Genomic DNA, 12,557 nt, shown 5'->3' on the forward strand with positions numbered 1-12,557 from the left:
CCTATGTATCAACAGCAAATAGTCATTGATGGTTTGCAGTACTGTCACTGGGATCGCGAGTATTTCCAGACATTGAAGGCAAGTGGTATCCATGCCGTGCATGCCACCTTGGTGTATCACGAAACTGCCCGCGAAACGCTCAGTCGTTTTGCCGAGTGGAACCTGTTGTTCGAGCGCAATGCTGACTTGATTATGCCCGTTCTGTCGATGGCTGATGTCGAAGCGGCAAAAGCGCAAGGTAAAGTCGGGATCATGTTTGGGGCGCAAAACTGCTCGCCAATTGATGATGAAATTGGTCTGGTCGAGGTGATGCGTCGTCAGGGCTTGTTGATTATGCAGTTGACCTATAACAACCAGAGCCTGCTGGCGACAGGTTGTTATGAGCAAAACGACAACGGTATTACCCGCTTCGGTAAGCAGGTGGTTGATGAAATGAATCGTGTCGGCATGATAATCGATATGTCGCATAGTGCCGAGCGCTCGACCCTTGAGGCAATAGACTTATCTGCTCGGCCGATTTGTATCAGTCATGCCAACCCGACATTTGCTCATGATGCACTGCGTAATAAATCTGATGTGGTTATCAAGGCGTTGACCGATCGTGGTGGGTTACTGGGCTTTAGCCTTTACCCGTTCCACTTGCCCAATGGCAGCCAATGCACACTTGAAGACTTCTGCCAAATGGTTGCCCGTACCGCTGATATGGTCGGTGTCGAACATTTGGGGATCGGGAGCGATTTGTGCCTGAACCAGCCACAGTCAGTACTGGAGTGGATGCGTAATGGCCGCTGGTCGAAAGCGATGGATTACGGTGAAGGCTCTTCCAGCAATGCTGGTTGGCCTGACGCCTTACCTTGGTTTAGCGGTAGCCGTGGGATGGAAAACATCTACAACGGGCTGATCAAGACAGGGTTTAGTGAAGCCGAGGCGGGACAAATCATTGGCGGTAACTGGTTCAAGTTCTTGCAAAGCGGTTTGCAGCCCGCTGAGTAACAGCATAAACGGCCTGCCATTCCAATAAATTCAAGCAGGCCGCCTATATTCTTTTTTGCCCAGACAAATCCACCAACCGCTGGAGACAGTACATGTCTGAGATTATGAATACGGTAAAGACGGAAGCGACCAAAACAGAGTCGGTTAGCAGTGCGTCTTTACAAGCAGAGCAACACACAACAGAAACACTCACTGATAAATTAGGAATTAATAACCCGGTTCTATGGCTAAGCGGTGGTTTTATTGCGCTGTTTGTCGTGCTAGCGCTCTTCGACCATGAATTGCTTTCTTCATTGGTTAATACAGGCTTTGCCTGGTCGGTTAAGTATTTTGGCCCTTACTGGCAAATTTTACTACTACTGACTTTCTTGATTGGCCTTGCTTTAGCGGCGGGCAGGACGGGGCATGTAAAACTTGGCAACTTGGATGAGCCTGAAATTGATGCTTTTCGCTGGATCGCGATTATGCTCTGTACCTTGCTGGCCGGAGGAGGGGTATTTTGGGCTGCCGCTGAGCCTATTGCCCATTTTGTAAGCGCGCCGCCGTTATACGGTGAGGCGACAACGCCGTGGCAGCAGGCGATTAACAGCCTATCGCAATCTTTCATGCACTGGGGCTTCTTGGCATGGGCGATCACTGGCTGTTTGACCTCTATTGTGTTGATGCATCTACATTATGATAAAGGCCTCCCGCTAAAGCCTCGTACTTTGCTTTACCCATTGCTTGGTGAGCGTGCACTGAAAGGGGGAATTGGTGCCACTATCGATGCATGCTGCATTATTGCCGTAGCCGCCGGTACGATTGGCCCTATTGGCTTCCTCGGTTTGCAGATCAGCTATGCGCTTAATGCCTTGTTCGCTATCCCTGATGGTTTCACCACTCAGTTGATCATCATCTTGTTTGCCATTGCAATCTATACCCTTTCAGCCCTGAGTGGTTTGAACCGAGGCATTCAAATCTTAAGTCGCTGGAATATTATCTTGGCCGTTGGCTTGATGGCTTACATCTTATTAGTTGGTCCGACAAACTTCATTGTCAATGGCTATCTGCAAGGTGTAGGTACTATGCTGGACAACTTCATACCAATGTCTACTTACCGTGGTGATGAAGGCTGGCTAAGCTGGTGGACCGTGTTTTTCTGGGGCTGGTTCCTGGGCTACGGCCCTATGATGGCTATCTTTATCTCGCGTATATCCCGTGGACGTACAATTCGCCAATTGGTGATGACCCACAGTGTGATGGCCCCTCTGGTTACCTGTTTCTGGTTCACCATTGTAGGCGGTACTGGGGTGGCATTTGAGATGGCAGACCCGGGGACGGTCAGTAAGGCCTTTGAAGGCTTTAACTTACCGGGAGCACTATTAGCGATTACTCAGCAGCTGCCTTTCCCAATGATAGTGTCGATTTTGTTCTTGATTCTGACCACTATTTTCATTGTGACCACAGGTGACTCAATGACCTATACCATCAGTGTGGTGATCAGTGGTGAGACTGAGCCTAACGCCTTTATCCGTACTTTCTGGGGCGTAATGATGGGCCTGACCGCATTAATTTTGATTTCTCTTGGCTCTGGTGGGGTGTCGGCCTTGCAATCTTTCATCGTTATCACCGCAGTGCCGGTCTCGTTGATATTACTGCCGTCGTTATGGGATGCGCCGAAAATCGCAATCAAGATGGCCAAAGAGCAAGGGGTTTAATACCAAGCGCTATAAGTACTTATTTTAGATAGGTATAGGTCCATCATGCCTCGAAAGGGGCATGAGAAAGCAACAGCAACATCATAAGAGCAACATTCCCGGGCGGTAGTTGGACGCCTATAACCAGAAACATAATTATAAAATTGATGGTGAGCAATATGGATGCACATCGTTCCTTGAAATCTGATAACACCCTACGTCAACCTGAAGTCGTTATGGCACCTGAAAGGTTGGGGGCTATGCACCAAAACCGAATTAGTTTTGTGCGTTACTTTATTCGTCAAATGGCCCAGAAAAACTGGCAGGTAAGCCAACATGATTGGCAGCTGTCGCCAGAAGGCTATGGTCACGCTATCTATCGTCTAGAAACACAGGAAAACCAATACCACCTAGTGGTGTTCTGCGACGAGATCAGTGACGAAGAACGTAACGACCGTGTGATTGCTGAAAAGTGGGACGTGACGCTAACCTTGGTTCATGGTGAAGTATCGCCACAATTGTTGGCGCAGCTTCGTGATAACGTACCATTACAAGAGGCCGGGCGAAATCCTAACCGCGCCTTGGTACTGGCGCGAGCCAACAAGAGTGTGCGGGTGTTTGAACACCTTGTTTCGAGCCTGTCCCAAGGCCAGCAGCCGGATCCACAACAGCTAGCAAATGTGGGCTATATTCTGCGAACAACAGCAGTATATGGTAACGGCAAGTTCGGTATTGCAGATTTCAAACTGCTGGAAGATAACCCGGATTTTCACCAGTCTTTCAGTGCGCAGATGTGTGCCGTTTATCTCCTACGTGAATTTAGTCTGGACTGGGTCGACTATCTAGCCAAGCAGCGCGGAGGGGAGAAAGCCGTATCACTGCACCGCTCGCTGCAGCGCTATCTGGGGGTGGGTAACGCGACCGGGTTGGGCATGGCTCCTTACCTGATAAACCATCCTTGCATTGTTGATCAGTGGATGACTACCCGTGAAGAAGCACTAGCAGAGATCTTGAGCCAGCCATTTGATGCGACCAAGGTGGATGTGTTGTCACGACTGCTCGGTCAGGCAGAAATCCACCTTTATCAGGTTGTCACGATTGATGAACATCAGTGTGAGCTTAATAAGCTGGCTGTGGAGGAGTTGGTGATCTTCCGCAATACAGTTATAAGCTTGGCGGCCGATCAGGCTACTGATTGGCGGAGCGTTGTTGCCCAATCTCAGGCATTGAGTTTGGAAACGCAGGAAATTGTACTTTCTTGTGTGATGGAGCTGTATCCAGACATTGCAGATAGCTATCAAGAAAGAATGAATTGTGATGAAACGTTATCACTGACCAGTGGTAAGACAGTTTCGGATCTCATGCAGTTGCTTGAAAGCCGCTATCGCTGGGCCATTGAAACGGATTTTCAACAATCAGAGAACAATTATTGGTTCTGGTATCGCTCCCAAGACAAAGAAGAGCCTCGACTTGGCGTACGTGGTATTGAAGCAGGGGAAGAACGAGAACTGCCACTGGATATCGGTAGACAGGTATACCGTTTATATAGCGCCTTGCTTGAGGCTGATCCGGAACACACTCTCGCGGAGTTCTTATTATTGAACCCTGAATACCGTGGTATTGCAAAAAGGGCCTGGACGTTGGGCAACAAAGCGATGGGCGACATCCAGATGAACGTGCTGCACAAAGCTTCACTACCTATGCACCTGCTACGCTGTAAGTTAGCTGTCTTCGGTGCGACGAAATTCGACCCGCGCTCAGATCGATGGGTTCAGGTGACCTTTTTCCAAGGTGCGCCGCTTTTGGATGAAATCCACGATGATGAATGGTTATTTCCTATTCTGCCATCGGCACAAGAGCTAACAGGAGAGGCAAAATGATTGTAACTCATAACGAGCTTGTCACTGCTGTTTACAAGGCATTTTTAGGATTACGCCGTTGTTGTGGTGAAGCGGATATTATTGCCAATATGGTGGCTGATTTGCAGATGGTTGGCCTTAATGGTGTCGGACATTTTAATAAGGCACTTCCTTATCTTGCCGGTGAAAAAGATGGCCCGATCACATTAACAAAGCCCGCTTCTGACCGTATTGATGTCGATATGCATGGTTCTAGCTTGGTTTGCCATTTACCGAACATCCTTGATTACGCTGTTGAGCAATTGGCACACAGCAAGTCATTAACCATTCATGTCCGCCATTGTCATAACCGTTGGCTAGCTTATAGCGAGTTGGTTAAGCTAGCGGCTAAAGGTCTAGCATGCAAAGCACAATGGGTAAATGGCTCTGATGCCAAACAGACACTTTATATATTGAATAAGGGTTGTGTGTTCCCAGAGCTGTTTCAGTCCGAGGATGTTAATGCTGACAAAGGCAGCCAGCATGACATGGTCATTGAACTGTCGGTCTCTGATTTTGCTGTACCTTCATCGGGGGCAACTGGCTTTGCTCTGCTGGATTCTTCAAGCTTGCGCGAAACATACCGACACGCGTGGCAGGAAGGCATAGAGGTTGATGATGTTGAATGGCAGCGGCTAAAGCAAGCAGCAAGGGTATTTTTGGTCGAGAACAGTGAAACATCGGCCAAAGGGGCAGGTGAGCTGGTTGAAACCTAATACCTTGAAACCGAAACCCTAGACTCAAGAATAAAGAAAGCGCCCCTTATTAAATATTAATAAGGGGCGCTTTTATATTACTGGGCGATTGACCTTAATGCGCTTATAAACTCGGTAGTAGTTGTGAAGGCATCAAGGTGTTGTAATGCGCTTCCAATAGAAGCTCGTTGGCTTTTTCGATATCAGGCGCGAAATAGCGGTCTTTATCATAAAAACTCACGCGGGCCCGTAACATTTCTTTGGCTTGCTCAACGCGCTCTGAACTGTGGTTCGGCGTGCGGAAATCCAAGCCTTGAGCGGCGGCCAGTAACTCGACAGCCAAAATGCCTCGGGTATTTTCAGCCATGTCTTTAAGCCTGCGACCAGCAAAGGTGGCCATCGAGACATGGTCTTCCTGATTGGCAGACGTCGGCAAACTATCAACAGATGCTGGGTGGGCGAGAGTTTTGTTTTCGCTGGCCAGTGCTGCTGCGGTCACTTGGGCGATCATAAAGCCGGAATTTACGCCGCCATTATCGACCAAGAAGGGTGGCAATTTACTCAAGCCGCTATCAATTAACAGCGCCATTCGGCGTTCTGACAAACTGCCGATTTCGGCTATGGCGAGTGCAAGGCTATCTGCAGCCATTGCAACTGGCTCGGCATGGAAGTTGCCGCCCGAAATAATGTCGCCATCTTCAGCAAATACCAGCGGGTTGTCTGAAACGGCATTGGCTTCGATTTCAAGAATATCGGCAGAATGACGGATTTGCTGTAGGCAGGCGCCCATCACTTGCGGTTGGCAGCGAAGTGAATAGGGATCTTGGACTTTTTCACATTGCTGATGTGATAAGCCAATCTCACTGTCTTTGTCTAGCATGTGGCGGTAAGCCATTGCAGCATCAATTTGGCTACGGTGGCCTCGTACCCGGTGGATTCGTGGATCGAAAGGTCGTCGGCTACCGAGTGCTGCATCTACTGACATCGCCCCGCAGACGGTGCCCGATGCATACAGATCTTCGGCGGCAAATAATCCTTCAAGCGCAAACGCGGTTGAGGCTTGGGTGCCATTGAGCAAAGCAAGCCCTTCTTTGGGTGCCAGCGTGATAGGTTCAAGACCTGCAATCTTTAGTGCTGCTGCACCACTGATGATTTCGCCATTGTGACGAGCCTGACCTTCACCCAGTAAAACGGTGCTCATATGTGCCAGCGGGGCGAGATCCCCCGATGCACCGACGGATCCTTTTTGTGGAATACATGGGTAGACTTCGGCGTTGACTAGTGTCACTAGCGCATCTACGACTTTGGGGCGGATCCCCGAGTAGCCCCGGGCAAGGCTGTTGATCTTCAAGGCCATCATGAGCCTGACAGTGTGATCTTCCATTAGCTTGCCGATGCCAGCGGCATGGGATAGAACGATACTGCGCTGCAGGGTTTCCAAGTCTTCGACCGCAATGCGGGTATTAGCAAGCAAGCCAAAACCCGTATTGATCCCATAAACGACTCTGTCTTCTGCGATCACCTGCTCTACGGCTCGGGTACTGACCAGCATATCATCATAGGCAGCCTTGTTGAGTGACAGGGTCACTTTGTGGCGGTTAATATGTCGCAGCTGCTTCAGGGAAAGCTTCCCTGGATTGATTTCAATTTGGTACATACAACGTCCTTTAGATCTTTATTATTTTTGGGTTGAAGGGATCATTGGCAAATCGAGGCCTTGCTCCTCGGCACAGTTGACCGCGATGTCATACCCGGCATCGGCATGGCGCATCACGCCTGTGGCCGGGTCATTGCGAAGTACGCGGCCGACACGTTCTGCGGCATCATCGGAACCATCACAAACAATGACCATGCCTGAGTGCTGCGAGAAGCCCATACCGACGCCGCCACCATGGTGGAGCGATACCCAAGTTGCACCGGATGCTGTGTTGAGAAGGGCATTGAGCAATGGCCAGTCAGAAACGGCATCGGAACCATCCATCATCGCTTCTGTTTCACGGTTAGGGCTGGCGACGGATCCTGAATCAAGGTGATCACGGCCAATAACGATTGGCGCTTTCAGTTCGCCATTTTTAACCATTTCGTTGAAAGCTTTACCTAGGCGGGCACGGTCTTTAAGTCCTACCCAGCAGATACGAGCAGGCAAGCCTTGGAATTGGATCCGCTCGCGGGCCATATCTAGCCAGTTGTGCAGATGAGGGTTATCAGGGATCAGCTCTTTTACCTTTTGGTCGGTTTTGTAGATATCTTCCGGATCGCCAGATAACGCCGCCCAGCGGAACGGGCCGACACCTTCACAGAATAATGGACGAATATAAGCCGGCACAAAGCCTGGGAAATCAAAGGCATTTTCGACACCGACTTCAAAGGCCATTTGGCGGATATTATTACCATAATCGACGGTTGCAGAACCTGCTTTTTGCAGCGCCAGCATCGCTTCGACCTGTACTGCCATTGACGCTTTGGCCGCCTTAACGACTTCAGCCTCGTCTTGCTGACGCATCTCTGCGGCGTGTTCCATGGTCCAGCCCTGCGGAAGGTAACCGTTTAGCGGATCATGGGCCGACGTTTGGTCGGTGGTGCAATCTGGAACAATGCCACGACGGACAATTTCTGGGTATACATCGGCCGCATTGCCAACTAGACCAACAGAGACTGGTTTACCGGTTTGCTTAGCTTCTTCGATGATAGCCAAAGCTTCATCCAATGAGGTTGCTTTGCAATCGACGTAGCCGGTACGCAAGCGGTAGTCGATTCGGCTTTCATCGCACTCAACCGCTAACATTGAAAAACCCGCCATGGTTGCAGCTAATGGCTGAGCGCCACCCATACCACCAAGGCCACCAGTGAGGATCCAGCGCCCAGAGCTGTCACCATTGAAGTGCTGTTTAGCCATCGCAACAAAGGTTTCGTAGGTCCCTTGAACGATGCCTTGGGAGCCGATGTAGATCCAGCTTCCCGCTGTCATCTGGCCGTACATCATCAAACCTTCTTTATCGAGTTCGTTGAAATGCTCCCAGTTCGCCCAGTGCGGCACCAAGTTTGAGTTGGCAATGAGTACCCTAGGCGCATTGCTGTGGGTTTTAAATACACCGACAGGTTTGCCTGATTGAACCAGCAGAGTTTCATCTTCTTCAAGGCGTTTTAGCACCTCAACAATTTTGTCATAGCACTGCCAATTCCTTGCAGCACGACCAATACCGCCATATACCACCAAAGCGTGCGGGTGTTCCGCTACATCGGGATGCAGATTATTCATCAGCATTCTTAGCGGGGCTTCGGTTAACCATGACTTGGTATTTAGCGTGGTACCTGTTGGGGCAATGATAGTCCGGCTTTCGTCCAAGCGTGGTTGGGTATCTTGTGTCATGTGGCTCTCCTTGCAATGCTGTCAATGTAATGGTTTAAGAAGACAGCGGTGTTGATTAACGTAGGGCACGGGCGATGGTCCAAGCCAATCGCGCAGCGAGTCGTGCGGTTTGGTTGTCGATATCAAAACGCGGATTATATTCCGCCATATCGGCAACCAGTACTTTCTTTCTTCCTGTGGTGGTTTCTGCTGAAAGCACCGTGTTGAGCAATGGTTCTATGATCTCTTGCGGGACACCTCGTGCAGCGGGTGCACTGACTCCCGGTGCCGTACTGGCAGGGAATACATCAATATCTATGGTGAGGTAGAGGTAGTCGCACTGGGCGATAAAGTGCTCCAGCGATTCGATAATCAGCGGTAGTCGCTGGTGGGTGAGTTCGCAATCATCGAAATACAACACCCCCATTCTGTCGGCTTTGTCATACAGTGCTTGGGTATTACTGGCTCGATTCAAGCCAAGACAGGCATAGTTGAAAGGCCAGCCTTGTAACTCACAAAAGCGTGCGATTTGCTGGAAGGGGGTGCCAGAACTGCCTTGCTCTGCAGATGAACCTGAAGGGGGGTTACGCAGATCAAAGTGTGCATCAAAATTGATAATGCCAATCCTCGGGGCTTTACTGGTGGTAACCAGCTCTTCTGGCTCGGATCCACCTTTTGGAGTGTGTTGCTTTTGCAATACGCGCTGCTTTTGTAATAAATAGTTGCCTAACCCTTGGAAAGTCCCCCATGCCACTTCATGCCCGCCGCCAAATACAATCACTTTGTGATTTTGGCGAAGGGCGCGGCATACATCTTCTCCGAGGCGTTGCTGGGCGAGCTCGAGGTTACCATCGTTACAAAGAATATCCCCGCCGTCATAAGCAGGCTCGGTGTGGTGCCAAGCAAGGTTTGCTAATGCTTTTCGAATTGTGGTCGGTGCGTCAAAGGCACCAGTGCGGCCTTTATTACGTGAGACTCCTTCATCACAGGCAAAACCGAGCAGCATGATACCGGGTTCATTCACTTCATCCGCCGGCTTAATCACTTCATGCCAACGTAATCCGAGGCTACCATCTTCTGGGTCGCTACGACCTTGCCAGACCGTCATATCTATTGGCATATGATGCTCCTTACTGCTCTGTATTTCGGTGAATGAATAGACCGCCGTTGACTAACCGTGCTTTGAGATCCGGTACACCGATACGGTATGACAGCTCGGCTGGGTGAGACATATTCCAGATGGCCAAATCAGCACTCATTCCCTCTCGAATTTGTCCTCTTCGCTCACTCATGCCAAGCGCTTGGGCTGCATTCACCGTGACGCCACGTAGGCATTCTTCCGGTGTCATTCGGAACAAGGTACACGCCATGTTCATCATGGTTCGGATAGAAGCGATGGGGGATGTACCGGGGTTGAAGTCGGTTGATATCGCCATCGGGACATTCAGTTGACGTAACTGATCAATCGGTGGCATTTGGGTTTCACGCAGAAAATAAAAAGCGCCGGGCAGCAGGGTGGCAACAGTGCCACCGGCCGCGAGTGCTGCGACCCCTTCGTTATCCAGATACTCGATATGGTCGACAGACAGCGCTCCCATTCGGGCTGCCATGGCGCTGCCCCCGAGGTTGGAAAGCTGCTCAGTGTGCCCCTTGATAGCAAGGCCATACTTTTGGGCCGCCCGGAAGACTTGCTGGCACTGTTGGGTACTGAAACCGATGCCTTCACAGAAAACATCAACGGCATCAGCTAACCCTTCCTGTGCTGCGGACGGGATAATTTCATCACAAACGTACTGGATGTAACTGTCGGGATCACCTGAATATTCAGGAGGTAAAGCATGGGCAGCGAGTAAGGTCGTCGATACATTGATATCAGGCATTTCGCCAATACGGCGGGCGACCCTGAGCATTTTCAGCTCGTCATCAAGGGTTAGGCCATAGCCTGATTTGATCTCTACGGTGGTCACCCCTTCGTTTTTCAAACCTTGTAAACGCTCGCAGGCAAGTTCAAACAAGGTATCTTCTGATGCTTCGCGGGTTGCACGAACGGTTGATAAGATCCCACCACCCGATTTTGCGATTTGCTCGTACGGCACGCCATTCAGGCGTTGCTCGAATTCTTCGGCACGATTGCCGGCAAAAACAAGGTGAGTGTGACAATCTATCAGCCCCGGAGTAACCAGCGCGCCCTCACAGTCCATGACTTCAGGATGGCCGTGGCAGTCAAAGTGCTCCTTATGCCCAGCATATTTAATCTTGCCATCTTGGATACCAATCATGGCATCGCTGCTCACTTGGTAGCCATCTTTTCCTGCTAGGGTGACCATATTGACGTTTGTCAGCACTCTATCCATTTCGCGACCCTGAAGTTATTGACTATTTCTAGACCCGTTTCTAGAAGCGGTTTCTAGAATCGATAATGTATATACAAATAAATAGGCAATTAGAGGTTGAAATTCAAGGTGTGATGTAAATGAAATGTGATCGTAATTGTAATTAATTGCTGACAATTGTTGGGTTATGAGAGGGATCGCACGTTTGAAGCTGGTCTAGCCAGCACAAAATAATCAGCGATAGGCGGGGTTGCACTAGCCACTGGCCAGTGCACCGACTTGGGCTCGTGAACTGAGTTTGTACTTATTGCCCGGATGATAGAGCAGGGCGGTACTGATTAAGTTTTTATTGCTCCAGGTACGTCGATTTAGCAATAAACACGGGGATTGCGGGCTGACCTTTAGCAACTCAGCAATACGTTGCGGAGGTAGCAGGGCTTCGACAATATGTTCAATATCGCTAAGCGGGCAGGCTTTAACCAAGTATTCATTAGGGGTCTGAGAGCTAAAGTCTTGCTTTATGTAGGCTGGGGCATGTTCGGGATTTACCCAGCGCTCTTCCAACTGTATTGGCGAGCTATTCTCGAAATGGACAATTTGGGTGAAATACACCTTTGTGCCTTGGCGCACACCCAATCGCAGAGCGATGTCTTCAGTGGCGTGAATCGTTGACTGGGAGATCACATCTGACGAATAGCGGTGGCCACGATCTTTGACCTCATCGGCAATATTGCGGATTTCCATCAATGGTGATTCGGCTTTTTTGTTACAGACAAATGTGCCTAACCGTGGGGTGCGCTCAAGGAAGCCTTCCTTGACCAGTTCAGTAATGGCCTTGTTGGCCGTCATACGACTTACTGAAAATTGTTCAGACAAAGCCATCTCGGTAGGGATTTTATGACCGGGTGGCCATTGGCGAGCATGAATCCGTTCCAATAGGTAAGTCTTGATTTGCTGATAACGAGGTGACTGAGCCATAACGCTTTTCCTAATTGCCTATACAAATCAAAGCAACTTTTGTCCGTCATTTCAAGTTTTGATGTCAACAACCGTGAAACAGCTACAGTTTGGATATGCTCATACCAAACACGGTGGTTTATATGATGACGAAAGAAATGCTATTTTTGGCATGCTTTGAAAAAGATATATTGGCTGAAAAGAAAACAATCACTATACGCGATGAAGCTGATAGCCATTATGACGTTGGCTCTCGTGTTAATGCCACCATCTATGAAGAGGGCAGGCAGTTTTGCCAACTCGATGTTCTCGGTGTTGAACCTGTTTTACTCGATAACTTGAACGAGACCCATGCATTTCAAGAAAACATGCCACTTGAGCGGTTACTAGAGGTCCTTGAGGAGATTTATCCCGGAACCAAGCAACTCTTTGTCGTTAGCTTTCGGCTTGTACACAAGTGACATAGGGTTATATAAAAATAATTAAGGCGTGGCTTTGCAAAGTGTCACAGGCGTTTGTTATAGTTGCTACCTCGCTCAGCCATTTTGGCCTGCTCAGTATTGCAGCGCCGAATTTCTGAGCTTCTTTTATTTAGCTCTCATAGCTTTATATTTTTAATTCAACATGTCTTGCTTGGTGTGCAAGACCACTGTGAA

10 protein-coding genes are annotated in these 12,557 nt (G+C 49.4%); 5 read left to right on the forward strand and 5 right to left on the reverse strand.

Features of this window, described 5'->3' with window-relative positions:
- Window positions 1-3: 3 nt before the first annotated feature.
- The 4 genes from L4D79_RS13525 (at window position 4) to L4D79_RS13540 (ending at window position 5,283) form a co-directional block, all read left to right on the forward strand.
- The gene (locus tag L4D79_RS13525; protein WP_428652088.1) at window positions 4-993 is read left to right on the forward strand and encodes a membrane dipeptidase; all 990 of its coding nucleotides are present in this window, start codon (window positions 4-6) and stop codon (window positions 991-993) included.
- A 92-nt stretch (window positions 994-1,085) separates the two neighbouring features.
- Window positions 1,086-2,690: a BCCT family transporter gene (locus tag L4D79_RS13530; RefSeq protein ID WP_428652089.1), complete on the forward strand. Its 1,605-nt coding sequence runs from the start codon at window positions 1,086-1,088 to the stop codon at window positions 2,688-2,690.
- Window positions 2,691-2,848: 158 nt separating this feature from the next.
- Window positions 2,849-4,549 carry a hypothetical protein gene (locus tag L4D79_RS13535; protein ID WP_428652090.1) on the forward strand — a complete coding sequence of 567 codons (1,701 nt, stop codon included), beginning with the start codon at window positions 2,849-2,851 and terminating at the stop codon, window positions 4,547-4,549.
- Window positions 4,546-5,283 carry a DUF3726 domain-containing protein gene (locus tag L4D79_RS13540; RefSeq protein WP_428652091.1) on the forward strand — a complete coding sequence of 246 codons (738 nt, stop codon included), beginning with the start codon at window positions 4,546-4,548 and terminating at the stop codon, window positions 5,281-5,283. Before L4D79_RS13535 ends, L4D79_RS13540 begins: the two co-directional genes overlap by 4 nt.
- Window positions 5,284-5,386: 103 nt before the next feature.
- On the opposite strand, the gene hutH is transcribed toward L4D79_RS13540, so the two are convergent.
- The 5 genes from hutH to hutC form a co-directional block, all read right to left on the reverse strand.
- The gene (hutH, locus tag L4D79_RS13545; protein WP_428652092.1) at window positions 5,387-6,919 is read right to left on the reverse strand and encodes a histidine ammonia-lyase; all 1,533 of its coding nucleotides are present in this window, start codon (window positions 6,917-6,919) and stop codon (window positions 5,387-5,389) included.
- A 21-nt stretch (window positions 6,920-6,940) separates the two neighbouring features.
- Window positions 6,941-8,632, reverse strand: a complete 1,692-nt coding sequence (gene hutU, locus L4D79_RS13550; RefSeq protein WP_428652093.1) for a urocanate hydratase — start codon at window positions 8,630-8,632, stop codon at window positions 6,941-6,943.
- 55 nt (window positions 8,633-8,687) lie between these two features.
- Complete coding sequence (locus tag L4D79_RS13555) at window positions 8,688-9,731, reverse strand: formimidoylglutamase (protein ID WP_428652094.1); 1,044 nt, start codon at window positions 9,729-9,731, stop codon at window positions 8,688-8,690.
- Between the two features lie 10 nt (window positions 9,732-9,741).
- Window positions 9,742-10,965, reverse strand: coding sequence for an imidazolonepropionase (hutI, locus tag L4D79_RS13560; protein WP_428652095.1), 1,224 nt, complete (start codon window positions 10,963-10,965; stop codon window positions 9,742-9,744).
- 234 nt (window positions 10,966-11,199) lie between these two features.
- Window positions 11,200-11,922, reverse strand: coding sequence for a histidine utilization transcriptional repressor HutC (gene hutC, locus L4D79_RS13565; protein ID WP_428652096.1), 723 nt, complete (start codon window positions 11,920-11,922; stop codon window positions 11,200-11,202).
- Window positions 11,923-12,059: 137 nt separating this feature from the next.
- Between hutC and yqfB the strand changes: the two genes are divergently transcribed.
- Window positions 12,060-12,362 (forward strand): N(4)-acetylcytidine aminohydrolase, encoded by a 303-nt coding sequence (gene yqfB, locus L4D79_RS13570; RefSeq protein WP_428652596.1) that lies wholly within the window; start codon window positions 12,060-12,062, stop codon window positions 12,360-12,362.
- Window positions 12,363-12,557 lie beyond the last annotated feature (195 nt).

Origin of the sequence: Photobacterium satsumensis, from assembly GCF_050336935.1 — a bacterium.
In the GTDB taxonomy this organism is placed as follows: domain Bacteria; phylum Pseudomonadota; class Gammaproteobacteria; order Enterobacterales; family Vibrionaceae; genus Photobacterium; species Photobacterium satsumensis.